This is a genomic window from Agromyces sp. C10, assembly GCF_023217995.1.
Taxonomy (GTDB): Bacteria; Actinomycetota; Actinomycetes; order Actinomycetales; family Microbacteriaceae; genus Agromyces; species Agromyces indicus.
The window spans coordinates 84,482-111,126 of sequence record NZ_JALPSX010000012.1 but is presented as its reverse complement, the minus strand read 5'-3'; the positions used below and the strand labels follow the sequence as shown (position 1 = coordinate 111,126).

25 protein-coding genes are annotated in these 26,645 nt (G+C 70.8%); 15 read left to right on the top strand and 10 right to left on the bottom strand.

Annotation, left to right across the window (positions count from 1 at the left end):
* Position 1: 1 nt before the first annotated feature.
* The 9 genes from uvrC to M1L56_RS14195 all read left to right on the top strand — a co-directional run bounded on the left by uvrC (position 2) and on the right by M1L56_RS14195 (position 8,517).
* Entirely contained in the window at positions 2-1,945 is a 1,944-nt protein-coding gene (gene uvrC / locus M1L56_RS14235; RefSeq protein WP_248599720.1) for an excinuclease ABC subunit UvrC, read from the top strand.
* Positions 1,946-1,990: 45 nt separating this feature from the next.
* Positions 1,991-2,863: an RNase adapter RapZ gene (gene rapZ / locus M1L56_RS14230; protein ID WP_248599719.1), complete on the top strand. Its 873-nt coding sequence runs from the start codon at positions 1,991-1,993 to the stop codon at positions 2,861-2,863.
* Positions 2,864-2,906: 43 nt separating this feature from the next.
* Positions 2,907-3,887 carry a DNA-binding protein WhiA gene (whiA, locus tag M1L56_RS14225; RefSeq protein ID WP_248599718.1) on the top strand — a complete coding sequence of 327 codons (981 nt, stop codon included), beginning with the start codon at positions 2,907-2,909 and terminating at the stop codon, positions 3,885-3,887.
* Between the two features lie 145 nt (positions 3,888-4,032).
* Positions 4,033-4,659, top strand: coding sequence for a superoxide dismutase (locus M1L56_RS14220; protein WP_248599717.1), 627 nt, complete (start codon positions 4,033-4,035; stop codon positions 4,657-4,659).
* Positions 4,660-4,755: 96 nt separating this feature from the next.
* Positions 4,756-5,760, top strand: coding sequence for a type I glyceraldehyde-3-phosphate dehydrogenase (gene gap, locus M1L56_RS14215; RefSeq protein WP_248599716.1), 1,005 nt, complete (start codon positions 4,756-4,758; stop codon positions 5,758-5,760).
* 11 nt (positions 5,761-5,771) lie between these two features.
* On the top strand, positions 5,772-6,986 hold the full coding sequence (gene pgk, locus M1L56_RS14210) for a phosphoglycerate kinase (protein ID WP_248599715.1): 1,215 nt from the start codon (positions 5,772-5,774) through the stop codon (positions 6,984-6,986).
* Entirely contained in the window at positions 6,977-7,765 is a 789-nt protein-coding gene (gene tpiA / locus M1L56_RS14205; RefSeq protein ID WP_067947348.1) for a triose-phosphate isomerase, read from the top strand. Before pgk ends, tpiA begins: the two co-directional genes overlap by 10 nt.
* 123 nt (positions 7,766-7,888) lie before the next feature.
* Positions 7,889-8,140 (top strand): preprotein translocase subunit SecG, encoded by a 252-nt coding sequence (secG, locus tag M1L56_RS14200; protein WP_067947350.1) that lies wholly within the window; start codon positions 7,889-7,891, stop codon positions 8,138-8,140.
* Positions 8,141-8,151: 11 nt separating this feature from the next.
* The gene (locus tag M1L56_RS14195; protein ID WP_067947352.1) at positions 8,152-8,517 is read left to right on the top strand and encodes an RNA polymerase-binding protein RbpA; all 366 of its coding nucleotides are present in this window, start codon (positions 8,152-8,154) and stop codon (positions 8,515-8,517) included.
* 87 nt (positions 8,518-8,604) lie between these two features.
* Here the strand turns inward: M1L56_RS14195 and pgl are convergent, their stop codons facing one another.
* The 6 genes from pgl to tkt are packed head-to-tail and all read right to left on the bottom strand — an operon-like array spanning position 8,605 to position 16,734.
* Positions 8,605-9,375, bottom strand: a complete 771-nt coding sequence (gene pgl / locus M1L56_RS14190; RefSeq protein ID WP_248599714.1) for a 6-phosphogluconolactonase — start codon at positions 9,373-9,375, stop codon at positions 8,605-8,607.
* Positions 9,372-10,346, bottom strand: coding sequence for a glucose-6-phosphate dehydrogenase assembly protein OpcA (locus M1L56_RS14185; protein ID WP_067947356.1), 975 nt, complete (start codon positions 10,344-10,346; stop codon positions 9,372-9,374). Before M1L56_RS14185 ends, pgl begins: the two co-directional genes overlap by 4 nt.
* Positions 10,343-11,884 (bottom strand): glucose-6-phosphate dehydrogenase, encoded by a 1,542-nt coding sequence (gene zwf / locus M1L56_RS14180; protein ID WP_067947357.1) that lies wholly within the window; start codon positions 11,882-11,884, stop codon positions 10,343-10,345. The genes M1L56_RS14185 and zwf overlap by 4 nt, the downstream gene beginning before the upstream one ends.
* Positions 11,885-11,897: 13 nt before the next feature.
* Complete coding sequence (locus M1L56_RS14175) at positions 11,898-13,502, bottom strand: glucose-6-phosphate isomerase (RefSeq protein ID WP_248599713.1); 1,605 nt, start codon at positions 13,500-13,502, stop codon at positions 11,898-11,900.
* On the bottom strand, positions 13,499-14,611 hold the full coding sequence (gene tal / locus M1L56_RS14170) for a transaldolase (RefSeq protein WP_067947428.1): 1,113 nt from the start codon (positions 14,609-14,611) through the stop codon (positions 13,499-13,501). Before tal ends, M1L56_RS14175 begins: the two co-directional genes overlap by 4 nt.
* A gap of 26 nt (positions 14,612-14,637) precedes the next feature.
* Positions 14,638-16,734: a transketolase gene (gene tkt, locus M1L56_RS14165; RefSeq protein WP_067947362.1), complete on the bottom strand. Its 2,097-nt coding sequence runs from the start codon at positions 16,732-16,734 to the stop codon at positions 14,638-14,640.
* Between the two features lie 338 nt (positions 16,735-17,072).
* On the opposite strand from tkt, the gene M1L56_RS14160 reads away from it, so the two are divergent.
* Complete coding sequence (locus M1L56_RS14160; protein WP_248599731.1) at positions 17,073-17,978, top strand: heme o synthase; 906 nt, start codon at positions 17,073-17,075, stop codon at positions 17,976-17,978.
* Between the two features lie 22 nt (positions 17,979-18,000).
* Here M1L56_RS14160 and M1L56_RS14155 read toward each other — a convergent pair whose 3' ends face one another.
* Positions 18,001-18,939: a COX15/CtaA family protein gene (locus M1L56_RS14155; protein WP_248599712.1), complete on the bottom strand. Its 939-nt coding sequence runs from the start codon at positions 18,937-18,939 to the stop codon at positions 18,001-18,003.
* Positions 18,940-19,188: 249 nt separating this feature from the next.
* Here M1L56_RS14155 and sufB point away from each other — a divergent pair, with 249 nt between their 5' ends.
* The 5 genes from sufB to M1L56_RS14130 all read left to right on the top strand — a co-directional run bounded on the left by sufB (position 19,189) and on the right by M1L56_RS14130 (position 23,302).
* On the top strand, positions 19,189-20,607 hold the full coding sequence (sufB, locus tag M1L56_RS14150) for a Fe-S cluster assembly protein SufB (protein ID WP_067947368.1): 1,419 nt from the start codon (positions 19,189-19,191) through the stop codon (positions 20,605-20,607).
* Positions 20,608-20,636: 29 nt separating this feature from the next.
* Complete coding sequence (sufD, locus tag M1L56_RS14145) at positions 20,637-21,791, top strand: Fe-S cluster assembly protein SufD (RefSeq protein WP_248599711.1); 1,155 nt, start codon at positions 20,637-20,639, stop codon at positions 21,789-21,791.
* Position 21,792: 1 nt separating this feature from the next.
* The gene (locus M1L56_RS14140) at positions 21,793-22,119 is read left to right on the top strand and encodes a non-heme iron oxygenase ferredoxin subunit (protein ID WP_067947370.1); all 327 of its coding nucleotides are present in this window, start codon (positions 21,793-21,795) and stop codon (positions 22,117-22,119) included.
* Between the two features lie 66 nt (positions 22,120-22,185).
* Positions 22,186-22,953 (top strand): Fe-S cluster assembly ATPase SufC, encoded by a 768-nt coding sequence (gene sufC / locus M1L56_RS14135; RefSeq protein ID WP_067947372.1) that lies wholly within the window; start codon positions 22,186-22,188, stop codon positions 22,951-22,953.
* 19 nt (positions 22,954-22,972) lie between these two features.
* On the top strand, positions 22,973-23,302 hold the full coding sequence (locus tag M1L56_RS14130) for a metal-sulfur cluster assembly factor (RefSeq protein WP_067947374.1): 330 nt from the start codon (positions 22,973-22,975) through the stop codon (positions 23,300-23,302).
* A gap of 74 nt (positions 23,303-23,376) precedes the next feature.
* On the opposite strand, the gene M1L56_RS14125 is transcribed toward M1L56_RS14130, so the two are convergent.
* From M1L56_RS14125 to valS, 3 genes are read right to left on the bottom strand one after another with little or no spacing between them, the layout of a single operon-like run.
* Positions 23,377-23,598 (bottom strand): hypothetical protein, encoded by a 222-nt coding sequence (locus M1L56_RS14125; RefSeq protein WP_248599710.1) that lies wholly within the window; start codon positions 23,596-23,598, stop codon positions 23,377-23,379.
* The gene (locus tag M1L56_RS14120) at positions 23,598-24,044 is read right to left on the bottom strand and encodes a GNAT family N-acetyltransferase (RefSeq protein ID WP_067947378.1); all 447 of its coding nucleotides are present in this window, start codon (positions 24,042-24,044) and stop codon (positions 23,598-23,600) included. Before M1L56_RS14120 ends, M1L56_RS14125 begins: the two co-directional genes overlap by 1 nt.
* Positions 24,041-26,635, bottom strand: coding sequence for a valine--tRNA ligase (gene valS, locus M1L56_RS14115; protein ID WP_248599709.1), 2,595 nt, complete (start codon positions 26,633-26,635; stop codon positions 24,041-24,043). The genes M1L56_RS14120 and valS overlap by 4 nt, the downstream gene beginning before the upstream one ends.
* Between the last annotated feature and the right edge of the window lie 10 nt (positions 26,636-26,645).

Below are 26,645 nucleotides of genomic sequence, written 5' to 3'. Positions count from 1 at the left end.
GATGCCCAGCACCGTCGCGTACCGGCCCAAGCCGGGGGAGATCCCGACCGCGCCCGGCGTCTACCGCTTCCGCGACGCCGATCGCCGCGTCCTCTACGTCGGCAAGGCCAAGAACCTCCGCGCCCGCCTGTCCAACTACTTCGCGCCGCTCCGCACCCTGCACGAGCGCACCCGTCGCATGGTCACCACCGCGGCATCCGTCGAATGGACCGTGGTCGGCAACGACGTCGAGGCACTGCAGCTCGAGTACACGTGGATCAAGGAGTTCGATCCGCCGTTCAACGTCAAGTACCGCGACGACAAGAGCTATCCGTACCTCGCGGTCACGCTCGCCGACGAGGCGCCCCGCGCGATCGTCACGCGCCGCACCGGCATCCGAGGCGCGCGGTACTTCGGGCCCTATCCCAAGGTCTGGGCGGTCAACGAGACGCTCGACATCATGCTCAAGCTGTTCCCGATCCGCACCTGCAAGGACAGCGACTACAAGCGCGCGATGCAGACCGGCAAGCCGTGCTTCGCCGGCCAGATCGGCCGGTGCTTCGGCCCGTGCTCGGGCAAGGTCACGATCGAGGAGCACCGCGCCAACGTGCAGCGGTTCGTCGCGTTCATGCAGAACCAGGACCGACGCATCATCACCGAGCTGACCCAGCAGATGCGCGAGGCGGCCGCCGCGCAGGACTACGAGACCGCAGCGCGACGCCGCGACCAGCTCCAGGCGGCCGAGCAGTTCTTCGAGAAGAGCACGGTCGTGCTCCGCGACCACGTCGACATCGACGTCTTCGGGATCGACCACGACGAGCTCGCCGCGGCCGTGCACCTGTTCATGGTGCGCGGCGGTCGCATCCGCGGCCAGCGCTCGTGGACCGTCGACACCGAGCTCGACATGTCCCTCGGCGACCTCGTCGACTCGGTCGTGCAGCACGCGTACGGCGACGACATCCGGCCGCCGTCCGAGGTCGTCGTGCCGGCTCTGCCGGAGGACGCCGAGGCGCTCGCCACGTGGCTCAGCAGCCTCGGGGGCCGCAAGGTGCGCCTGCGCGCCGCGCAGCGGGGCGACAAGGCCGCCCTGCTCGAGACCGCGACGCAGAACGCCCGGCAGACGCTCATGCTCTACAAGACGCGGCGCAGCGCCGACTTCACCGCGCGTTCGCGCGCCCTCGAGGACATCCAGGAGGCGCTCGGCATGGCCGACGCGCCCCTGCGCATCGAGTGCTTCGACGTGTCGCACCTCAGCGGCACGAACATCGTGGCCTCGATGGTGGTCTTCGAGGACGGCCTGCCCCGCAAGGACGAGTACCGCCGCTTCACCATCCCGAACTCGAGCGACGACACCGACTCCATCCACCAGGTGCTGACCCGGCGCCTCGCGTACCTCGCCGGCCGCGACGGCGACGGGGGAGCAGGCGACGGCGCGACCGGGCCGGGCGACGGTGAGGGCGACGCGGGCGACGCGACGACGGATGCCGCGGCATCCGGTCGCCGCAAGAAGTTCGCCTATCGCCCCAACCTGCTCGTCGTCGACGGCGGTCAGCCGCAGGTCGCCGCCGCCGAGCGGGCACTGCGCGAATCGGGCGTGGAGGGGATCGCCCTCTGCGGCATCGCGAAGCGCCTCGAGGAGATCTGGACCCCGGACTCGGACTTCCCGGTCATCCTGCCGCGGAACAGCGACGCCCTGTTCCTGTTCCAGCGGATCCGGGACGAGGCGCACCGGTTCGCGATCAGCCACCAGCGGCAGCGGCGCAAGCGCGACATCTCCACCGTCCTGTCGGAGGTGCCGGGGCTCGGGCCCGCCCGCGTCAAGGCACTCCTCACGCACTTCGGTTCCGTCGCCCGCCTGCGCGGCGCCGACGAGGCCGCGATCGCCGAGGTCCCCGGCATCGGGCCGGCCCTCGCGGCGAACGTGCGCGCGCGGCTCCGGGGCGACGGCCCCGATCCGGCCGACTAGGCTGGTGGTTCGGGGGAACGACGCACGGAAGGGAACGCGACGCGCATGACCGACGGCGAACGGCAGGAGATGCTCATCGTCACCGGGATGTCCGGAGCCGGACGTTCCACCGTCGCCGACGCGTTGGAGGACCTCGGCTGGTACGTCGTCGACAACCTCCCGCCCCAGATGCTCCGCCCGCTCGTCGATCTCGCCGAGCGCGCCGGAACGTCGCTGCCGCGGATCGCCGCGGTCGTCGACATCCGCGGCGGGGGATTCTTCTCCGAGCTGCGCGACATCGTGCACGCGCTGCGTTCGCACACCAACGTGCGCGTGATGTTCCTCGATGCCAACGACGCGGTGCTCGTGCGCCGCTTCGAGTCGGTCCGCCGCCCGCACCCGCTGCAGGGCGACGGCACGCTACTCGACGGCATCACCGCCGAGCGGGCGCGCCTCGCGGAGGTGCGCGAGTCCAGCGACATCCTCGTCGACACCTCCGACCTGAACATCCACCAGCTCGCGAACCTCGTCACCGACACGTTCGCCGAGGCGGGGCGCGCCGGTCTCCGCGTCACCGTGCAGAGCTTCGGCTTCAAGTACGGGCTGCCCGCCGACGCCGACCTCGTGGCCGATGCCCGCTTCCTCCCGAACCCGTTCTGGGACGAGCGCCTCCGCCACCTGACCGGCGAGGACGGCGCGGTGAGCGACTACGTGCTCGAGCAGGACGGTGCTCGCGAGTTCCTCGACTCGTACGTCGCCGCGCTCGAACCGGTGCTCGCCGGCTACCAGCGCGAGAACAAGCCGCACGCCACGATCGCGATCGGATGCACCGGCGGGAAGCACCGGTCGGTCGCGATGGCGCGGGAACTCGCAGCGCGCCTCCGAGCCATCCCCGGCCTCGCGGTCAGCGTCAAGCACCGCGACCTCGGGCGAGAATGACCCGGCGCCCCGCGCGCCCACGAACCACAGAGAGGACGACCACGTGGCCCTGACCGCAGAGGTGAAAGAGGAGCTGGCCAGGACCGAGGTGACCAAGACCCCGGTCCGCGCCGCGGAACTCGCCTCGGTGCTCCGCTTCGCCGGAGGCCTGCACATCATCTCCGGGCGCATCGCGATCGAGGCCGAGCTGGACTCGCCCGCGATCGCCCGACGCGTGACCCGTGACCTGGGCGAGCTCTACGGCGTGCGGCCCGACGTCTCCGTGATCAACCCGGCCGGGCTCCGTCGCACGAACCAGTACCTCGTGCGCGTCCTCGACGGTGGCGAGACGCTCGCGCGGCAGACGGGCCTCCTCGACGCGCGGCGCCGACCGGTCCGCGGGCTCCCGAACAAGCTCACGACCGGGTCGCGCGACGACGTCGCGGCCGTCTGGCGCGGGGCCTTCCTGGCCCGCGGCAGCCTCACCGACCCGGGTCGCTCTGCAGCGCTCGAGGTCACCTGCCCCGGCAGCGAGACCGCCATGGCGCTGGTCGGCGCGGCCGGTCGCCTCGGCATCTCGGCGAAGGCCCGGGAGGTCCGCGGCGTGCACCGCGTGGTCATCCGCGACGGCGAGGCCATCAGCAGCATGCTCGCCCTCATGGGGGCGACCGAGACCGTCCGCAACTGGGAGGAGCTCCGCCAGCGGCGCGAGGTGCGCGCGACCGCGAACCGGCTCGTGAACTTCGACGACGCCAACCTCCGGCGCTCCGCCCAGGCCGCCGTGGCCGCGTGCGCCCGGGTCGAACGCGCGATGGAGATCCTCGGCGACGAGATCCCCGAGCACCTGCGCTACGCGGGCGAGCTGCGGCTGGCACATCGCGACGCGAGCCTGGACGAGCTCGGCCACCACGCCGACCCGCCGCTGACGAAGGACGCCGTCGCCGGCCGCATCCGCCGTCTGCTCGCGATGGCCGACAAGCGCGCCATCGAGCTCGGCGTTCCGGGTACCGAGGCGAACCTGCCGGCCGACCTCGACGTCGACTGAGCGACCGTATCGCGCAGGGCGAACGGACGGCCGGTGTCGCACACCGTCAACCCCATCGCCCGCGCCGGTCGCGGGCATAGGATCGAGGAAGCCGCGGTCCGCCGGGCAGAGGTCCGGTTCACCCGGCTGCTGACAAGGAGAAGCAATGGCTGACTACACCCTCCCCGAACTCGCCTACGACTACGGCGCGCTCGAGCCGTCGATCAGCGGCACGATCATGGAGCTGCACCACTCGAAGCACCACCAGACGTACGTGACCGGGGCGAACACCGCGCTGCAGCAGCTCGCGGAGGCGCGCGACACCGACAACCTCGCGAACGTCAACAAGCTCGAGAAGGACCTGGCCTTCAACCTCGGCGGCCACGTCAACCACTCGATCTTCTGGACCAACATGTCGCCGGACGGGGGCGACAAGCCGACCGGCGAGCTCGCCTCGGCCATCGACGACCACTTCGGCTCCTTCGACAAGTTCCGCGCGCACTTCACGGCCACCGCCCTCGGCGTGCAGGGCTCGGGATGGGCCGTCCTCGCGTGGGACTCCATCGGCCAGCGCCTGGTCATCGTGCAGTTCTTCGACCAGCAGGCGAACTTCCCGGCGAGCATCGTCCCGCTGCTCATGCTCGACGTCTGGGAGCACGCGTACTACCTCGACTACAAGAACGTCCGCGCCGATTACGTCAAGGCGTTCTGGAACATCGTGGACTGGGAGAACGTCCAGCAGCGCCTCCAGACGGCGACTGAGAAGACCTCAGGGCTGCTGCTACTGTCGTAACGCGGATGGTGTCCCCGGGCACCGTCCGGGGACACCGCCGTCCGGTCAGATCCATCTCGAAGGCGCGCCGCGCCCATCACAACAGGGGAGATACCTGTGTCCGTCAAGATCGGCATCAACGGCTTCGGCCGCATCGGCCGCAACTACTTCCGCGCCGCCCTCGCCCAGGGCGCCGACCTCGAGATCGTCGCAGTCAACGACCTCACCGACAACAAGACCCTCGCGCACCTCCTGAAGTACGACTCGATCACCGGTCGCCTCGACGCCACCGTCGACTACGACGACGAGCACCTGATCGTGAACGGCACGCCCATCAAGGCGTTCGCGGAGCGCGACCCCGCCAACCTGCCGTGGGGCGAGCTCGGCGTCGACATCGTCATCGAGTCGACGGGCTTCTTCACCAAGGCGGCCGATGCGCGCAAGCACCTCGACGCCGGGGCCAAGAAGGTCCTCATCTCCGCGCCCGCGACCGACGAGGACGCGACGTTCGTGATGGGCGTCAACGAGGACTCGTACGACCCCGCGAGCCACCACATCATCTCGAACGCCTCGTGCACGACGAACTGCCTCGCGCCCCTGGCGAAGGTGTTCAACGACGAGTTCGGCATCGAGCGCGGCCTCATGACCACCGTCCACGCGTACACGGCCGACCAGAACCTGCAGGACGGCCCGCACAAGGACCTCCGTCGCGCCCGCGCGGCCGCCGTCAACATCGTGCCGACCTCCACGGGCGCCGCGAAGGCGATCGGCCTCGTGCTGCCCGAGCTGCGCGGCAAGCTCGACGGGTTCGCGCTGCGCGTCCCGGTCCCGACCGGGTCGATCACCGACCTCACGGTGACCGCCTCGCGTCCCGTCACGGTCGACGAGGTCAAGGCGGCGTACCGGAAGGCCGCCGAGGGCCCGCTGAAGGGCATCCTCAAGTACACCGAGGACGACATCGTCTCGAGCGACATCACGACCGACCCGCACTCGGCGATCTTCGACGCCGGGCTCACGCGCGTGCTCGGCGACCAGGTGAAGCTGTCGGCGTGGTACGACAACGAGTGGGGCTACTCGAACCGCCTCGTCGACCTCACCGAGTACGTGGCCGAGCGGCTCTGAGGCGCGACGACGTGACCCTCCGAACCATCGATTCCCTGGGTCCGCTCGCCGGCACGCGCGTCGTCGTCCGCTGCGACCTCAACGTCCCACTGAAGGACGGGGTCATCACGGACGACGGCCGCGTGCGCGCGTCGGTCCCCACCATCACCGCCCTCGTCGACCAGGGCGCGAAGGTGATCGTCATCTCGCACCTCGGTCGTCCCGAGGGTGCGCCGGATCCGAAGTACAGCCTCGCGCCCGTGGCCGCGCGGCTCGACGAGCTCCTCGAGGTCCCCGTGGCGTTCGCCGCCGACACCGTCGGCGAGGACGCGGCGGCCAAGGTCGCCGCCCTCGGCGACGGTGAGGTGCTCGTGCTCGAGAACCTCCGGTTCAACCCGGGCGAGACCAGCAAGAACGAGGCCGAGCGGACCGCCTTCGCGGGGCAGATCGCCGAGTTCGCCGACGCGGTCGTCTCCGACGGCTTCGGCGTCGTGCACCGCAAGCAGGCCAGCGTCTACGAGCTCGAGCAGCTCCGCCCGAGCGCGGCCGGCCTGCTGATCGCGAACGAGCTCGACGTGCTCGACCGCCTGACCGAGAACCCCGAGCGCCCGTACGTCGTCGTGCTCGGCGGGTCGAAGGTGTCCGACAAGCTCGGCGTGATCGAGCACCTGCTCCCGCGGGTCGACGCCCTGCTCATCGGGGGCGGCATGCTGTTCACGTTCCTGGCGGCCCAGGGCCACAAGGTCGGGTCGAGCCTGCTCGAGGCGGACCAGATCGACACCGTGAAGGGCTACCTCGCGGATGCCGCGGAACGCGGCGTCGACATCGTCCTGCCGACCGACGTCGTGGTCGCCGAATCCTTCTCGGCCGATGCGGCCCACGAGGTGACGGCGGCCGACGGGATCGAGGAGACCGCGTTCGGCGCGTCCGGCCTGGGACTCGACATCGGACCGGACACCGCAGCGGCCTTCGCCGAGCGGATCCGCGGCGCCAAGACGGTGTTCTGGAACGGGCCGATGGGCGTGTTCGAACTCGCGCCCTTCGCCGCCGGCACGCGCGCGGTGGCGTCCGCCCTCACCGAGGTCGACGGCCTCAGCGTCGTCGGCGGCGGCGACTCGGCCGCCGCGGTTCGCCAGCTCGGCTTCGACGACGATGCATTCGGACACATCTCGACGGGCGGAGGCGCGAGCCTCGAGTTCCTCGAGGGAAAGAAGCTCCCCGGACTGGAGGTCCTCGGATGGCAGTGAGCCGCACCCCGTTCATCGCGGGCAACTGGAAGATGAACCTCGACCACCTGCAGGCGATCGCCTTCGTGCAGAAGCTCGCGTGGTCGCTGGCCGACGCGAAGCACGACTTCGCCGATGCCGAGGTGGCCGTGTTCCCGCCCTTCACCGACATCCGCTCGGTGCAGACCCTCGTGTCGGCCGACGACCTCCCGATCGCCTACGGCGGCCAGGACCTGTCGCAGCACGATTCGGGCGCGTACACCGGCGAGGTGTCGGGCGCGTTCCTGGCCAAGCTCGACTGCCGGTACGTCATCATCGGCCACTCCGAGCGGCGGACGCTGCACGGCGAGTCCGACGCCGACGTGAACGCGAAGGTCAAGGCTGCGCACCGTCACGGGCTGATCCCCGTGCTCTGCGTGGGCGAGACGGCCGACGACCTCGAGCAGCACGGCGCGAGCGCGGTGCCCGTCGCCCAGCTGCGTGCCGCCCTCGACGGCGTCGATGCGGGCAAGGGCCTCGTGGTCGCCTACGAGCCGGTCTGGGCCATCGGATCGGGCAAGGCCGCGACCCCGGAGCAGGCCCAGCAGGTGGCCGCGGCGCTCCGCGCCGTCCTCGGCGAGATCGCCGGCGACGAGGTCGCGGCGTCCACGCGCATCCTCTACGGCGGTTCGGTCAAGGCCGCGAACATCGCGTCGTTCCTGCGCGAGCCGGATGTCGACGGTGCCCTCGTGGGTGGCGCGAGCCTCGACCTCGACGAGTTCTCGAGCATCGTCCGCTTCAAGAAGCACGTCGGGGCCTGACCGGCCGACATCCGCGCCGCTCCGCGTCGCCCGGCCCGCCTCACGGCGCGGGCCGGGCGACGCGGACGGCTATACTCGACTGGCGGCATTCGACACTTGGTCATGCCCCGGAAAGGTTTCACCGTGGAGATTCTCCAGGTCGTCCTGCAGGTGCTGCTCGGCCTCACGAGCATCCTGCTCACGCTCCTGATCCTGCTGCACAAGGGCCGTGGTGGCGGGCTGTCCGACATGTTCGGCGGCGGCGTCACCTCGAACCTCGGTGCCTCCGGGGTCGCGGAGCGCAACCTGAACCGCATCACGATCATCCTCGGCCTCGTGTGGGTCACGTGCATCGTGGTGCTCGGACTCATCACGAAGTTCGACGCCGGTATCTGACGGAGGTCACCGTGGCATCAGGAAACAGCGCGATCCGAGGTTCGCGAGTCGGCTCCGGCCCCATGGGCGAGCAGGACCGCGGCTTCCACGCCGACCGCATCGCGGTCAGCTACTGGGACGCCCAGGGCAACGAGACGGTGCGGTACTTCGCCGCGAACCTGCCCGAGGAGGAGATCCCCGACGTCATCGACAGCCCGTCCACCGGTCTTCCGGCCGGGCGAGACAAGGACAACCCGCCCGCGGTGGCGAAGCTCGAGCCGTACAAGACCCACCTGGCGTACGTGAAGGAGCGGCGCACCGAGGAAGAGGCGGAGGCGCTCCTCGAGGAGGCGCTCCAGCAGCTGCGACAGCGTCGCGGCACCCAGTCCAAGGACTGACCGCCCGCGCGCTGCGCCCGCCGCGAGACGAATGCGAAGGCCGCCCCGGAATCCGGGGCGGCCTTCGTCGTGCGGTCGGGTTTCGGTTCAGTACTCCCGAGCGATGAGCGAGTCGGGGACCTCCGCCGCGGCATCCTGGTCGATGAAGAAGACCGTGCGGCGCCGCCCCTTGATGCCGGCCACCGGCACCTCGTCGCGGCTGGCGCCCGCGAGTGCCAGCCCGAGCGCCGACGCCTTGTCGGCCCCGGCGAGCACGAGCCAGACGCGCTGGGCGGCGTTGATCACCGGGCGCGTGAGGCTGAGCCGCTCGGGCGGCGGCTTCGGCGACTCGCGGACCGCGATCACCGGTCGGTCGACCACCTGGATGCCGGAGCGGTGCGGGAACAGCGACGCGACGTGGCCGTCCGGACCGACGCCGAGGAACACGATGTCGAACACGGGGTGCGGATACCCGGCGGCGCCGAACCGACCGAGCTCGGCAGCGTACGCCTCGGCGGCCTCGTCGAGCGACATCCCGGAATCCGAGGCGGGGAAGGGGTGCAGGTTGCCGTCCGGCAGGTCGAGGGAGTCGAGCAGCGCCTCGCGCGACTGGCGGTCGTTGCGATCCTCGTGGCCCGTGGGGACCCATCGCTCGTCACCCCACCAGAAGTGGACGCGCGCCCAGTCCACCGACTTGTGGGCGGGGGAGTCGCGGACCGCTTCGAGCATCGCGGCGCCCATGCTGCCGCCCGTGAGCACCACGTGCACCACGTCCTGGTCGTCGAGCAGGTCCAGCACCTTCGTGATGAACCGGGCGGCGACCGCACCCGCCAGGGTGTCCTTGTCGGGGTGGACGAGCACGCGGCGCTCGTTCGTCATGCGGTGACTCCTTCGTCGTCGGTGTCCCGGCCCGTGGCGATGAGCGACAGGCCGCTCGTGATCACCTCACCGTACAACTCATCGGGGTCGAGACGGCGCAGCTCGTCGGCAAGGCAGTCGCGGAGGCTCCGGCGGGGGAGCGCCACGTCGTGCACGGGCTGACCGGGCTGGCGCAGCGTCGCCACCCCGGGCTGGTCGCGTACGAGTTCGATGGTCCCCGTCGAGCGGACGAGGTGCACGCCGCGGATGCCGTGCGAGCCGTGCTCGAGCCCGACCAGCGAGCAGTCGGTGCTCGCGCCGAGCTGCATGGACAGCCAGGCCGCGAGCAGGGTCGTGGACGGGCTGTCGATCGATCCGCGCACGTGGACCGCCGTGACCGGCTCGTAGGGCGGCTGGTCGAGCACCGCCGCGAGCTGGGCACGCCACAGCGTCAGGCGCGTCCACGCGAAGTCGGCGTCGCCGGGCTGGTAGCTGTCGGCGAGCGCGTGCAGCGCCGCCTGCGGGTCGGGCTGGGTCGACGCGTCCGTGATCCGACGCTGCGCGATGCGGCCGAGCGGAGAGTCGCCCGGCACGGCGGGCGCGGCGCCGGGCCACCAGGTGACCACTGGGGCGTCGGGCAGGAGCAGGCCCATCACGAGGCTCTGCTCGTCCTGCGCCGCGTCGCCCCGGGCACGGAGGATGATGACCTCGCTCGCGCCCGCATCCCCGCCGACGCGGATCTCCGCGTCGAGGCGGCTGTCATCGGTGGCCGGATCGCCGTCGTCGGGCTCGCGGGACACCACGATGACGCGCATCGGGTGCTCGCGCGACGCGTCGTTGGCGGCCTCGATGGCCTCCTCCTCGCCCTCCTGGGTCGTCGCGATGACCAGGGTGAGCACGCGGCCGAGGGCGACGACGCCGCCCTCCTCGCGGATCTTGACGAGGGTCTTCGAGACCTGGCTGGTGGTGGTCTCGGGCAGTTCGACGATCATGGGCGCCTCCAGGTGCGTCCGTCACGGGCGAGGAGCTCGTCCGCGGAGTCCGGGCCCCACGACCCGGGCTTGTACTGCTCGGGCCGACCCTGCGTGGCCCAGAACTCCTCGATCGGGTCGAGGATCTTCCACGAGAGCTCGACCTCCTCCTGTCGGGGGAACAGGGGCGGGTCGCCGAGCAGCACGTCGAGGATGAGCCGCTCGTAGGCCTCGGGGCTCGCCTCGGTGAAGGCGTGTCCGTAGCCGAAGTCCATCGTGACGTCGCGGACCTGCATGCCGGCGCCCGGGACCTTCGATCCGAATCGGATGGTGACGCCCTCGTCGGGCTGCACGCGGATCACGAGCGCGTTCTGCCCGAGCTGGGAGGTCTGGCTGTCGGCGAAGACCTGCTGCGGCGCGCGCTTGAACACGACCGCGATCTCGGTCACGCGGCGCCCGAGCCGCTTGCCGGCCCGCAGGTAGAAGGGCACGCCGGCCCACCGTCGCGTGCCGATGAGCAGCTTCATGGCCGCGTAGGTCTCGGTCGTCGAGTCGGGGTTCATCCCGTCCTCGTCGAGGAACCCGACGACCTTCTCGCCGCCCTGCCATCCGCCCGAGTACTGGCCGCGCGCGGTGGCGGTCGCGAGGTCGGCCGGCAGGCGCACCGCGCGGAGGATCTTCTCCTTCTCGGCGCGCAGGTCGGCGGCGTCGAACGAGATCGGCTCCTCCATGGCGGTCAGCGCGAGCAGTTGGAGCAGGTGGTTCTGGATCACGTCGCGCGCCGCGCCGATGCCGTCGTAGTAGCCGGCCCGGCCGCCCACGCCGATGTCCTCGGCCATGGTGATCTGCACGTGGTCGACGAAGTTGGCGTTCCAGATCGGCTCGTACAGCTGGTTCGCGAACCGGAGCGCGAGGATGTTCTGGACCGTCTCCTTGCCGAGGTAGTGGTCGATGCGGAACACCGAGTCGGGCGGGAAGACCGACGCGACGACGTCGTTCAGCTCGATCGCCGACTTGAGGTCCGAGCCGAACGGCTTCTCGATGACGACCCGCCGCCACTGGCCGTCCTTCTGCTCCGTGAGCCCCGACCGCTTGAGCTGCTCGGTGACCACCGGGAACGACTTCGGCGGGATCGAGAGGTAGAACGCGTGGTTGCCCATGGTGCCGCGTTCACGGTCCAGTTCGTCCACCGTGCGACGCAGGCGCTCGAACGCCTCGTCGTCGTCGAACGCGCCCGGCACGAAGCGGATGCCGCGGGCGAGCTGCTGCCACACGTCCTCACGGAACTCGGTGCGTGCGTACTGCTGCACCGAGTCGTGCACGACCTGCTCGAAGTCCTGGTCCTCCCAGTCCCGGCGGGCGAACCCGACGAGCGCGAAGCCGGGCGGCAGGAGTCCGCGGTTGGCGAGGTCGTACACCGCGGGCATGAGCTTCTTGCGGGAGAGATCGCCCGTGACGCCGAAGATGATGAGGCTCGACGGTCCGGCGATCCGGTTCAGGCGGTAGTCCTTGGGCGAACGCAGCGGGTTGTGCGTCGCCGTGATCTCGACCGGCTGCATGCGCGTGCCCGACTCAGCCGATCGCGGCGCGCAACGCCTGGACGTCGCGGCTCGGATCGGTGAGCGTCAGCGTCAGGACCGGGCGGCCGTGCTCGGCGAGGACCGACGCGTCGCCCGAGGCCTGCGCGGCGATGAGCTCGCCGAACGTGAAGGGACGTTCCGGGATCGCGAGGTCCTCCACCGGGCGCTGCACGAGCTGGAGGAAGACCCCGTGAGCCGGGCCGCCCTTGTGGTACTGGCCGGTGGAGTGCAGGAAGCGCGGCCCCCAACCGAACGTGACGGGTCGGCCGGTGCGCGCGGCGAGCACGTCGCGGAGCTCCTCGACCTCGGGGTGCGCGACCCGGTCGACGTACGCCTGGACCGAGAGGTAGCCGTCGGCGGGCAGCTCCTCGAGGAGCACCTCGATCGCCGAGGACAGGTCGCTCGCGGCGCCGATCACGTCGGGAGTGCCGCGGACCTCGATGCCGTCGGTGACGAAGGCGGCCGGAGCGGGCTCCGGCCGGGCGTCGAGCAGCCCGCGGGCGGCGATCTTCGCCGACTCGACGTCGGGCTGGTCGAACGGGTTGATGCCGAGGATGCGTCCGGCGACCGCCGTCGCGTACTCCCAGACGAGCAGCTGCGCGCCGAGCGTGCCGGACACGCGGATCTCGCCGTCGGTGTCGTCGACGAACACCTCCGTGCCCGCGTCGTCGACGAGGCGCACGACCTGGACGTCGGCGGCGACGGAGGCGAGTTCCGGCGCGTCGGCACCGAGCACGACGGGCAGGATGCCGGTGCCCTGCTTGCCCGTGGACTCGGCGATGAGCTGCTCGGCCCAGTCGGCGAATCCGACGATGTGCGTGCCGTCGGCCACGATGGCGAGCTTGTCCCGGCGCGGTTCGGTCGCGGCGATGGCGGCACCGAGGATGAGGCCGGGGTTCTCCTCGGCGTCGACCGCGAGCGCGAGCTCGATGGCCTGCGTCTCGGCGAGCAGTTCGTCGAGGTCGACGCCGGCGAGGCCGGAGGGCACGAGGCCGAAGGCGGTGAGCGCCGAGTACCGCCCGCCCACGGTCGCATCCGCGGTGAACACCCGGTAGCCCGCGGCGCGCGCGGACTCCTCGAGCGGGGAACCGGGGTCGGTCACGACGATGATGCGCGAGGCGGGGTCGACGCCGGCGTCGCGGAAGGCCTGCTCGTAGGCGCGTCGCTGGGAGTCGGTCTCGACGGTCGAACCCGACTTCGAGGACACCACGAGCGCCGTGCGGCCGATCCGGTCGGCGAGGGCGGCGCGCACCTGGCCGGGCTCGGTGGAGTCGAGGACGGTGAGCTTCGCGCCCGCGGTGCGCGTGATGACCTCGGGTGCGAGCGACGACCCGCCCATGCCCGCCAGCACGATGTGCTCGACGCCCTGGGCGCGCAGTTCGTCCCGGAGGGCGGCGATCTCGCCGAGGAGCGGATGGGAGACGGCGACGGCCTCGGTCCAGCCGAGGCGCTTCGACGCCTCGTCCTCGGCCTCGGGTCCCCAGAGCGTGGCGTCGAGCGCCGTGATGCGGGAGGCGACGCGGTCGGCCACGAGCTCGGGCACGACGCGCCGGACGGCGTCGGCGGCGGCGCCGCTGACGGAGATGCGGAAGCTCATCGCGCGGCCTCCAGGGCGGCGCGCACGGTGTCGAGCAGCTCGTGCCACGACACGATGAACTTGTCGACGCCCTCGCGCTCGAGCAGCTCGGTGACGTCGTCGTAGTCGACGCCCACGCCCGCGAGGGCGTCGAGCACCCGGCCGGCCTCGGCGTAGGCGCCGGTCACCGTGTCGCCCTCGACGACGCCGTGGTCGTAGGTGGCCTCGAGGGTCTTCTCGGGCATCGTGTTGACGACGCCCCGGGCGACGAGCTCGGTCACGTACAGGGTGTCGGGCAGCGCCGGGTCCTTGACGCCGGTCGAGGCCCACAGCGGGCGCTGGCGGTTGGCACCCGACTCGAGCAGCGCGGTCGCCCGCTCGGTCGCGAACTGCTGCTGGTACAGCTCGTACGCGAGGCGGGCGTTGGCGACACCCGCGCGCCCCTTGAGCGCGAGCGCCTCCGGGGTGCCGATGGCGTCGAGCCGCTTGTCGATCTCGGTGTCGACGCGCGAGACGAAGAAGGACGCGACCGAGTGGATGGTCGACAGGTCGATGCCCGCCGCCTTGGCCTGCTCGAGCCCCGCGAGGTAGGCGTCGATGACGTCGCGGTACCGGTCGAGGCTGAAGATGAGCGTGACGTTGACGCTGATGCCGGCGCCGATCGCGGCGGTGATCGCCGGCAGGCCCGCCTTGGTGGCGGGGATCTTGATCATCACGTTCGGCCGGTCGACCTTCTCCCACAGGCGGTGGGCCTCGGCGATGGTCGCGTCGGTGTCGTTGGCGAGGTCGGGGGAGACCTCGATCGAGACGCGGCCGTCGTAGCCGTCGGTGCGGTCGTACACGGGCCGGAACGCGTCGGCGGCGTCACGGACGTCGTCGGTCGTCGTCTCGAAGACCGCCCGGTCGACGTCGGCGCCGTCGGCGGCGAGCGCCCGCAGCTGCTGGTCGTAGGCCTCGCCCTTGGCGAGCGCGGCGGCGAAGATCGTCGGGTTGGTGGTGACGCCGACGACGTCGCGCTCGGCGATGAGCCGCTCGAGGCCGCCGGAGGTGATGCGCTCGCGCGAGAGGTCGTCGAGCCAGATGCTGACGCCGGCCTCCGAGAGGGCGGCGGTGGGGGTGTTGGTGCTCATGCGGATGGTCTCCTTCATGCTCGTCCTCACGCGGAGGCGAGCGATTCCTTCGCGGCGGCGACGACGGCCTCGGCCGTGATCCCGAACTCGCGGAACAGGGTCTTGTAGTCGGCGGAGGCGCCGAAGTGCTCGATGGATACGGCGCGGCCGCGCGAGCCGAGGTAGCGGTGCCAGGTGAGCGCGAGGCCCGCCTCGACCGAGACGCGAGCCGTGACGGATGCCGGGAGCACCGACTCGCGGTACTCGGCGTCCTGCTCCTCGAACCACTCGAGGCTCGGCACCGACACGACGCGGGCCTGGGTGCCCTCGGCCGCGAGCTGGTCGCGCGCGGCGAGGGCGACCTGCACCTCGGAGCCCGTGGCGAGGATGATCACGTCGGGCTCGCCGGACGCGGCCTCCGCCAGGACGTAGGCGCCCCGGGCGACGTTCGCGGCCGAGGCGAGGGTGTCGCCGGATGCCGCGCCCTCGCCACGCTCGAACACGGGGATGTTCTGCCGGGTGAGGGCGATGCCCGCGGGCCCGCCGCGCCGCTTGAGGATCTCGAGCCATGCGTACGCCGTCTCGTTCGCGTCGGCGGGCCGGACCACGGACAGGCCGGGAATGGCTCGCAGGCTCGAGAGCTGCTCGATGGGCTGGTGCGTCGGGCCGTCCTCGCCGAGGGCGACCGAGTCGTGCGTCCAGACGTAGATCGACGGCACGCCCATGAGCGCCGCGAGTCGCACGGCGGGACGCATGTAGTCGCTGAAGATGAGGAAGGTGCCGCCGAACGCGCGCGTCTTGCCGTGCAGCACGATGCCGTTCACGATCGCCGCCATGGCGTGCTCGCGGATGCCGAAGTGCAGGACCCGGCCGAAGGGGTCGCCGCTGAACTCGTGGGTCGAGTGCTCGGTCGGGATGAACGACGGCGCGTCGTTGATCGTGGTGAGGTTCGACTCGGCGAGGTCGGCGGAGCCGCCCCAGAGCTCGGGCAGTCGCGCCGCGAGCGCGTTGATGACCTTGCCCGATGCGGCGCGCGTGGAGACGTCCTTCCCGGGCTCGAACACGGGCAGGACCTCCTCGAGGCCCTCCGGCAGCTCGCCGGCCTCGAGGCGGTCGAGCAGCGCCTTGCGCTCGGGGTTCGCCTCGGCCCACGCGTCGAAGGCCTGCTGCCACCCGCGCTTGGCCTCGGACGCCCGGTCGCGGGCGTTGCCGCGCGTGTGCCCGATGACCTCGTCGGCGACGACGAAGTGCTGCTCGGGGTCGAAGCCGAGCACCTCCTTCGTCGCGGCGAGCTCGTCCGCCCCGAGGGCGGAACCGTGGATCTTGCCGGTGTTCTGCTTGTTCGGCGCCGGCCAGCCGATGATCGTCTTCAGGATGATGATCGACGGCTTGCCGGTCTCGGCCTTCGCGGCCTCGACGGCGTCGTTGAGCTCGGCGACGTCCTCGACGTACTGGCCGGACTTCTTCCAGTCGACCGTCTGGACGTGCCATCCGTACGCCTCGTAGCGCTTGGCGACGTCTTCCGTGAAGGCGATGTCGGTGTCGTCCTCGATCGAGATCTGGTTCGAGTCGTAGATGACGACCAGGTTGCCGAGCTGCTGGTGGCCCGCGAGGGAGGAGGCCTCGGCCGTCACGCCCTCCTGGAGGTCGCCGTCGCTCGCGATGACGTACACGTGGTGGTCGAACGGGCTCTCGCCCGCGGGCGCCTCGGGGTCGAAGAGCCCGCGCTCGTAGCGGGCCGCGTAGGCGAAGCCGACCGCGGACGCGAGGCCCTGGCCGAGCGGGCCGGTGGTGATCTCGACGCCGTCGGTGTGCCCGTACTCGGGGTGCCCCGGGGTCTTCGAGCCCCAGGTCCGCAGCGCCTGCAGGTCCTCGAGCTCGAGGCCGTCGCCCGCGAGGTAGAGCTGCACGTACTGGGTCAGCGAGCTGTGCCCGGCGGACAGGATGAAGCGGTCCCGCCCGAGCCAGCCGTGATCGGCGGGGTCGCGGCGCATGACCTTCTGGTAGAGCAGGTAGGCGACGGGAGCGAGGCTCATCGCCGTGCCGGGGTGGCCGTTGCCGACCTTCTCCACAGCGTCGGCGGCGAGCACGCGCGCCGTGTCGACCGCGCGATCGTCGATGGGGTCCCAGTGCAGAGTTGCCACGGGTTGGGGTTCCTTCCGGTCGTGACGGCGTCGGGGAGCCTCTCCATTCGGCTCCCGGACCCGCCGGGGAAACGCGACGGCGCGGTGGAGCCCGGTGACCGATCCGGTCATGCGTCAGGTGGAGTTGCACGGCGAATCCGCGCCCCGGGCGCGCTGACCTCAGTATATGGAGTCGGCCATGCTCTGTGACGGGGCTTGACGCGTCGCCCGGGACCCCGCGGTACGCCACGCGCCGGGCTCGCCGGGGGCGCCGATGGCCTAGACTCGAACGGAATGCGCGCGCCTCATGCCCAGTCTCGCGCGCCCGGAAGAGGAAGTTCATGCAGGCCGCACCGACCATGCCCGACGCTCGACGGACGACCACGAGCCTGCGACGCAAGGCCGCCGCGTACGTCGCCCTGACGAAGCCGAGGGTGATCGAGCTGCTGCTCGTAGTCACCGCCCCCACGATGATCCTCGCCGCCGGCGGTCTGCCGGACCTGTGGCTGGTGTTCGCCACGCTCATCGGCGGCGCCATGAGCGCGGGCTCCGCCGGGGCGTTCAACTGCTACATCGACCGGGACATCGATCGCGTCATGCGGCGCACCAAGGGTCGGCCCCTCGTCACCGGCGAGCTCACCGATCGCGAGGCGCTCGTCTTCGCGTACGCACTCGGTGCGGCATCCATCGTCTGGCTCTGGGTGTTCACCAACTGGCTCGCCGCCGCGCTGTCGCTCGGCGCGATCCTGCTCTACGTCGTCTTCTACAGCCTCATCCTGAAGCGCCGCACCGCGCAGAACATCGTCTGGGGCGGGGTCGCCGGGTGCATGCCCGTGCTCATCGGTTGGGCCGCGGTGACCGGCAGCCTCGACTGGGCGCCGTTCATCCTGTTCCTGATCATCTTCCTCTGGACCCCGCCGCACTACTGGCCGCTGTCCATGAAGTACAAGGACGACTACGCCGCCGCGGGCGTGCCGATGCTGGCCGTCGTCCGCGGACGCGCCCAGGTCGGACTGCAGGTGATCCTCTACGCGTGGGCGACGGTCGCCGCGACGCTCCTGCTGGTGCCGATCGCCGGCATGGGCGTGCTCTACACGGCCGTGGCGCTCGCGACGGGCGGCTGGTTCATCTACGAGACCCACCGCCTGTACGGCCTCGCCATCCGCGGCGAGGAGGTGTCGCCGATGCGGGTCTTCCACGGCTCGATCGTCTACCTGTCGCTGCTGTTCCTCGCGGTGGGCATCGACCCGCTGCTGCCGTTCTAGCGGCCGCGAGGCTCCCCGGCGATCATCGGGCGGATGCCGCGAGCTCGGCGTCCGTCGCCGCGGCGCCCAGGGGCGCCGGCTCCGTCATGCGCAGCAGGAAGGCGGTCATGGTCGCGGCCATGAGCGCCGCGAGCACCATGTGGATGCCGACCAGCAGCGGCGGGAGACCGTTGCGCGCCTGGTAGAGGCCCACGGCGATCTGGACGAGCTCGACCGCGAGGAGGACCATCGACCACCCGAGCACGGGCAGGCCCCGTCGGCGCGCCGCGATGACGAGCGCGACCGTGAGGACCAGGAGCGCGTAGCCGGGCCAGGCGTGGATGTGCTCGAGGAGCTCGGCGTTGTACCCGGTCCGGCCGGCGTTGACGTCGCCCGAGTGCGGGCCCGACGCCGTGGTGAGCACGCCGAAGACGATGGAGACGGCCAGCACGACGGTGGAGGCGTAGGCGAGCCGCGCGTACCAGAGCGGCACCGCGAGGACGCGAGGACCCGGCACGGTGCGGAGCCGGACGAGGTAGGCCGCGGTCACGCACACGAGCAGGAGCGACGCGACGTAGTGGAAGCCGACGATGAACGGGTTCAGTCCCGTCCAGACCGTGATGCCGCCGACGACGGCCTGCGCGACGATGCCGAGGACCACGACGAGGGCGAGCCGCCACAGGTCGCGCCGCTCGCGTCGGAGGCGCCAGATCGACAGGAGGACGAGCAGCGCGACGATGCCGACGACGCCGGTCATCAACCGGTTGCCGAACTCGATCACGCCGTGGATGCCCATCTCGGGTGTGGAGACGAGCGAGTCCTCGGTGCACAGGGGCCAGGTGGGGCAGCCGAGGCCGGACCCGGTCAGCCGGACGGCGCCGCCGGTCGCGATGATGATGGTCTGCGCCAGGAAGGACAGCCACGCGGCCACGCGCACGCGGCGGTCGATGCGGTCGGGGAGCCACGCGATGAAGCGGTTCACGCTCGTCGTTCCTGATCCGGGCCGCGGTGGGAGGGCGCTGGGAGTCGGACCTCCGGGACCTTCGACCCTATAGACTTGATTGGTTGGCAGGGGCCGTGCGACGCGTGAGCGCGTGGGCGGACCCAACAGCCATTGTAGGTACGCGACGAAGCCACCCGCACATCACCCCATGACGGCAGCGGCACCTCGACCGGGCCGCGGGGGTGGGCCGGACTGATAGCCGGTGCGCGGGAGGAGAAGAGGGAGAGCATGACGGACGTACTCATCGACCGCCCCGAGTTGGAGGGGCTCGGCACGTACGAGTTCGGCTGGTCCGACTCCGACGTGGCCGGGGCATCCGCTCGACGCGGCCTGTCGCCCGAGGTGGTGGCCGACATCTCCCGCCTCAAGGGGGAGCCGGAGTGGATGCTGCAGCGACGCATGCGCGCGCTCCAGCTCTTCGACCGCAAGCCCATGCCGTCGTGGGGCGCGGACCTCTCGGACATCGACTTCGAGAACATCAAGTACTTCGTCCGCTCGACCGAGAAGCAGGCCCAGACCTGGGAGGACCTGCCCGAGGACATCCGCAACACCTACGAGCGCCTCGGCATCCCCGAGGCGGAGCGCCAGCGCCTCGTCGCGGGCGTCGCCGCGCAGTACGAGTCGGAGGTCGTCTACCACCAGATCCGCGAGGACCTGGAGGAGCAGGGCGTCATCTTCCTCGACACCGACACGGCGCTGAAGGAGCACCCCGAGATCTTCGAGGAGTACTTCGGCACGGTGATCCCCGCCGGCGACAACAAGTTCGCGGCGCTGAACACCGCGGTGTGGTCGGGCGGCTCGTTCGTCTACGTGCCGAAGGGCGTCCACGTCGAGATCCCGCTGCAGGCCTACTTCCGGATCAACACCGAGAACATGGGCCAGTTCGAGCGCACGCTGATCATCGCCGACGAGGACAGCTACGTGCACTACATCGAGGGCTGCACCGCCCCGATCTACAAGTCGGACTCGCTGCACTCGGCCGTCGTCGAGATCATCGTGAAGAAGAACGCCCGCGTGCGCTACACGACGATCCAGAACTGGTCGAACAACGTCTACAACCTCGTCACCAAGCGCGCGGTCGCCCACGAGGGCGCCACCATGGAGTGGATCGACGGCAACATCGGCTCCAAGGTGACGATGAAGTACCCGTCGATCTTCCTCATGGGCGAGCACGCCAAGGGCGAGACCCTCTCCGTCGCCTTCGCCGGCCCGGGCCAGCACCAGGACGCCGGCGCGAAGATGATCCACATGGCGCCGTACACGCAGTCCTCGATCGTGTCGAAGTCGATCGCCCGCGGCGGCGGTCGTGCGGGATACCGCGGCGAGGTACGGGTCGACGCGAACGCGCACCACTCGGCCAACACCGTGCGCTGCGACGCGCTGCTCGTCGACACGATCTCGCGCTCGGACACCTACCCGGCGATCGACATCCGCGTCGACGACGTGCAGCTCGGCCACGAGGCCACCGTCTCGAAGGTCAGCGAGGAGCAGCTGTTCTACCTGATGTCGCGCGGCATCGAGGAGGACGAGGCCATGGCCATGATCGTGCGCGGCTTCATCGAGCCGATCGCGCGCGAGCTGCCCATGGAGTACGCGATGGAACTCAACAAGCTCATCGAGATGGGCATGGAAGGATCGGTCGGCTAGGGATGACCGTCGCAACGCAGAGCACCACTATGCCCACCGCCGAGCAGCACGGCTTCCGACCGCACTCCGACGGTCCGATCGTGCCCGTGCAGACCCGCTCGGAGCGCTTCCGCTCCACCGCGGTCGCCGACTTCGCCCCCGTCACCGGCCGCGAGCACGAGTGGAAGTACTCGCCCGTCGCGGCGTTCGCCGACCTGACGTCGGGCGAGCTCGACGGCGCGCGCCTCGAGGTGACGTCGACGGATGCCGCGGGCGTCGCGCTCTCGTGGATCCCGCGCGAGGACGAGCGCATCGGCACGGCCGGCCTCCCCGAGGATCGCGCCGCGGCCAACGCCTGGTCGAGCTTCGGCGAGGCGCTCCTCGTCGCGGTCACGGGTGAGGACGCGAAGACGGTCACCGTCACGCGCTCGGGCCTCGGGTCCGCCCCGCGGGCCGCGCACACGGTCATCGAGGCGGCGCCGAACAGCCGCGCGCTCGTCGTGCTGCGCGGCACCGGCGACGCCCGCCTCGCCGAGAACGTCGAGATCGTCGTCGGCGAGGGTGCGAACCTCACCGTCGTCTCGCTCCAGGAGTGGACCGACGAGTCGGTGCACCTCGCCAGCCACTTCGCGCGCATCGCCCGCGACGCCAAGCTCAAGCACATCGTCGTCTCGCTCGGCGGCAAGGTCGTCCGGGTCAACCCGTCGACGCACCTCGCCGAGGAGGGCGGCGACGTCGAGGCGCTCGGGCTGTACTTCTCTGACGCCGGCCAGCACCTCGAGCAGCAGGTGTTCGTGCACCACGACGCCCCGCACACCCGGTCGCGCGTGACCTACAAGGGCGCGCTGCAGGGCGAGGGCGCGCGCAGCGTCTGGATCGGCGACGTCCTCATCGGCAACGCCGCGACGGGCACCGACAGCTACGAGCAGAACCGCAACCTCGTCCTCACGGACGGCACGCGTGCCGACTCGGTCCCGAACCTCGAGATCGAGACCGGCGACATCGAGGGCGCGGGTCACGCGTCCGCGACCGGCCGGTTCGACGACGAGCAGCTGTTCTACCTCCAGGCCCGCGGGATTCCGGAGGACGAGGCACGCCGTCTGGTCGTCCGCGGCTTCCTGGCCGAGGTCGTGCAGCAGATCGGCGACGCCGAGCTCGAGGAGCGCCTGATGTCGGCGCTCGAGGCCGAACTGCAGGGGAGCTGACGTGGCATCCGTTCGCGTGTGCGGGGTCGACGACCTCGCCGTCAATGAGGCCCAGCGCTTCGTCGTCGAGGGCGTTCCGATCGCGGTCGTGAAGGACGCCGCCGGCGACATCTTCGCCATCGGCGACACCTGCACGCACGGCGACATCTCCCTCTCCGAGGGGTTCGTCGAGGATGACACGCTCGAGTGCTGGGCCCACGGCTCCAAGTTCTCGCTGCTGACCGGCAAGCCGCTCACGCTGCCCGCGTACGAGCCGGTTCCCGTCTTCAAGGTCGAGATCACCGACGGGGGCGTCCACATCGACCCCGAGGTGAAGCTCCCCGTCTGACCGTCCCGACTCCCACCGACTTCCGGCCCCAGGGCCGACACCAACGAAAGAGACCACCGAATCACCATGTCCGTGCTCGAGATCAAGAACCTCCACGTCAACGTCGAGACCGACCAGGGGACCCGCGAGATCCTCCGCGGCGTCGACCTCACCATCAACGAGGGCGAGATCCACGCCGTCATGGGGCCGAACGGCTCCGGCAAGTCGACGCTCGCCTACACGATCGCCGGCCACCCGAAGTACACCGTCGTCGAGGGCGAGATCCTGCTCGACGGCGAGAACGTGCTCGAGATGTCGGTCGACGAGCGTGCGCGCGCCGGCCTGTTCCTCGCGATGCAGTACCCGGTCGAGATCCCCGGCGTGACCGTCACCAACTTCCTCCGCACCGCCAAGACCGCGATCGACGGCCAGGCGCCGTCGATCCGCAGCTGGGTGAAGGACGTCCGCGAGTCGATGGGCAACCTGCGCATGGACACCGCCTTCGCCGAGCGCAACGTCAACGAGGGCTTCTCCGGCGGTGAGAAGAAGCGCAACGAGATCCTCCAGCTCGAGCTGCTGAAGCCGCGCTTCGCCGTCCTGGACGAGACCGACTCGGGGCTCGACGTCGACGCGCTCAAGGTCGTCTCCGAGGGCGTGAACCGGGCCAAGGCGAACACCGGCCTCGGCATCCTGCTGATCACGCACTACACGCGCATCCTCCGCTACATCAAGCCGGACTTCGTGCACGTGTTCGTGGCGGGCCGGATCGCCGAGCAGGGCGGTCCCGAGCTCGCCGACCGCCTCGAGGAAGAGGGCTACGACCGCTACCACGTGGCCGAGCCCGCCGCCCAGTAGGCGCCGGTAGAATCGACCCATGGTCACCTCACTCGCCCCCGAGCGCTACGACCAGATCAGCGAGGCGCTGAAGGATGTCGTCGACCCCGAGCTCGGCGTCAACATCGTCGACCTCGGGCTCATCTACGACCTCAGCTGGGATGACGAGCACGACGCCCTCGTCATCCACATGACCCTGACCAGCGCCGGCTGCCCGCTCACCGACGTCATCGAGGAGCAGACCGCCGAGTCCCTCGACGGCGTCGTCGAGCGCTTCCGCATCAACTGGGTGTGGATGCCGCCGTGGGGTCCCGAGCGGATCACCGACGACGGCCGCGACATGATGCGCGCCCTCGGCTTCGCGATCTGACCCAGTCCCGACATCGCGAACGGCCCGCCCCCTCGGGGGCGGGCCGTTCGTCTGCACGGTGGTTCAGGCCGGGATCACCAGTCGTCCTCGTCGCCGCCGTCGTGCAGGGCGCCGGTCGTCACGATCGTGCCGTCGTCGAGTTCGGCGATCGGACGCCCCTCGAGCCAGGTGAGGGTCCAATGACGGCCCTCGCCCGAGGCGACGCGCGACTCCGCCGTGGCGATGAGCGGCCGCAGTTCCTCGGGCACGGAGGCCGGCGGCTCCGCGCCGAACTCCCACCGCGTGCCGAGGCGCATCAGAGGTCCATCTCGAACGCGATGGCCGGATTGCGCCGGGCCACCTCGTCGGACACGCGGATCCCGTCCTGGTCGGCCGGGTCGGCCGTCCAGCTCACGCGCGTGGCGTGGAGCTCGCCGGCTCGCTCGCGCACCCGCGCGAGCAGCTGCCGGGCCACGCCGTTGCCGCGGTGCGCGTCATCGACGTAGAGGTCGTCGACGACGAGACCGACGCTCGCGTCGATCGTGCGCGGTTCCGGGTGGTAGTGCACGAGTCCCACCGGCGCGCCCTCGTCGTCGACCGCCACGATGCCGCGGAGGGCGCTCCGCGGGTCCTGGATCCAGCTCCACACGATGAGCGCCTTGGTGTCGTCGAGCGCCGCACCGCGGGCCCGGCAGTACGCGTCGAACAACGGCAGCCACCCGAAGAAGTCGCCGTCTCGGACGTCGCGGATCGTCACGCTCATGCGCTGGCCTCCTCTGCCGGGATCTCGAGCACGACCTCGCGCACCTCGAGCGCTTCCGCCGTGTCGAAGCGGAGCTCGGCGATCCGGCCGACGGCGCGCAGGTCGCCCTCGGCGGACGCGAGCAGGGTCGCCGCCGGCTCCGGTGCCGCGATCACGGCCCGGGCGACGGGGTTCTTCTGCGACGCCTTGGCGTCCGTCTTCGCGCGCCGGATGCCCGTGAGCGCGAGGCTCGCGAGTTCGAGCAGCTCGACGCCGGCCTCACCGCGGGCCGCGAGCTCGTCGACGGTCGGCCAGGCGGCGACGTGGACGGACCCCTCGTTCGACCAGCTCCACGCCTCCTCGGCGGCGAAGGGGATGACGGGGGCGAACAGGCGCAGGAGCACGCGCAGCGCGGTCTTGAGGGCCGCGACCGCGGAGGCCTGCTCCGGGCTCGGCTCGCCGTAGGCCCGCTCCTTGACCAGCTCGAGGTAGTCGTCGCAGAACGTCCAGAAGAACGTCTCGGTCACCTCGAGGGCGCGGGCGTGGTCGTAGGACTCGAGCGCTCGGGTCGCCTGCTCGACCACGGTCGCGAGGCCCGCGAGCATGCTGCGGTCGACGGGCACCGTCACCGCGGCATCCGCTGCGCCCTCGAAGCCGAGGATGAACTTGGCGGCGTTCAGCACCTTGATCGCGAGGCGTCGGCCGATCTTCACCTGCGTGGGGTTCTGCGGGTCGAACGCCGCGTCGGTGCCCAGGCGCGAGGATGCCGCCCAGTAGCGGACCGCGTCGGAACCGTGCTGCTCGAGCAGTCCCGCAGGGGTGACCACGTTGCCCTTCGACTTCGACATCTTCTTGCGGTCGGGGTCGACGATGAACCCGGAGATCGCGGCGTTCGCCCACGGGGCGACGCCGTGCTCGAGCTCGGCGCGCAGCGCCGTCGAGAACAGCCACGTGCGGATGATGTCCTGCCCCTGCGGACGCAGCGAGTAGGGGAAGACCAGGTCGAACAGCTCCGGGTCGCGCTCCCAGCCGCCCGCGAGCTGCGGCGTCAGGGACGAGGTGGCCCAGGTGTCCATGATGTCGTGCTCGCCGACGAAGCCGCCGGGCGCGCCGCGCTGCGACTCCTCGAAGCCGGGGGCCGGGGTCGACGACGGGTCGACGGGCAGCATCTCGCGGGTCGCCACGATCGGCTCGTCGTAGACGGGATCGCCGTTGCCGTCGAGCGGGTACCAGACCGGGATCGGCACGCCGAAGAAGCGCTGGCGCGAGATGAGCCAGTCGCCGGCGAGGCCGCCGACCCAATTCTCGTAGCGGACGCGCATGAAGTCGGGGTGCCAGTCGATCTCGCGGCCGCGGTCGACGAGGCGCTGGCGGAGCGGTTCGTCGCGCGCGCCGTTGACGATGTACCACTGTCGCGTCGACACGATCTCGAGCGGGCGGTCGCCCTTCTCGTAGAACTTGACCGGGTGCGTGATCGCCTTGGGGTCGGCGAGCAGGTCACCCGATTCGCGCAGCAGCTCGACGACGGCCTGCTTGGCCGAGAAGGTCGTCTTGCCGGCGAGCTTCGCGTACGCCTCGCGGCCCGCGTCGGAGGTGATCGCGTCGGGCGCGTCGGCGATCACGCGGCCGTCGAAGCCGATGATGGCGCGGTTGGGCAGGCCGAGCTCGCGCCACCAGACGACGTCGGTGACGTCGCCGAAGGTGCAGATCATGGCGATGCCCGTGCCCTTGTCCTTCTGGGCGAGGTGGTGCGCCACGACGGGCACCTCGACGCCGAACACGGGCGTGGTGACGGTCGTGCCGAAGAGCGGCTGGTATCGCTCGTCGTCGGGGTGGGCGACGAGCGCCACGCACGCGGGGATCAGCTCGGGGCGGCTCGTCTCGATCTCGACGTGACCGCCACCGGGCTTGTGGAAGGCGACGCGGTGGTAGTGACCGGGCTGCTCCCGGTCCTCCAGCTCGGCCTGCGCGACGGCCGTGCGGAACGTGACGTCCCACAGCGTGGGGGCGAGCGCCTGGTACGCCTCGCCGCGCTCGACGTTGCGGATGAAGGCCAGCTGCGAGGTGAACAGCGCCTCGTCGGCGATGGTGCGGTAGGTCTGCGTCCAGTCGACGGAGAGCCCCAGCGTGCGCCACAGCGCCTCGAACTGCTGCTCGTCCTCCGCCGTGAGCCGCTCGCACAGCTCGATGAAGTTGCGGCGGCTGATCGGCACCTGGTCGGCGGGCTTGATCGTCTTGCCCTCGGTGCCCTCGAACGGCGGGGTGAAGTCCGGGTCGTAGGGGAGCGACGGGTCGCAGCGGACGCCGTAGTAGTTCTGGACGCGGCGCTCGGTCGGCAGGCCGTTGTCGTCCCAGCCCATCGGGTAGAAGACGCACTTGCCCCGCATGCGCTGGAAGCGGGCCATGACGTCGGTGTGGGTGTACGAGAAGACGTGGCCGATGTGCAGCGAGCCCGATGCAGTGGGCGGAGGGGTGTCGATCGAGTACATCGCCTCGCGCGTGGCGCCGGAGCGGTCGAACCGGTACGTGCCGTCGGACTCCCAGACACCGCCCCACTTGGCTTCGAGGCCCTCGAGAGCGGGCTTGTCGGGGATGCGCGCGGTGTCGGTCATGATGCTCCGG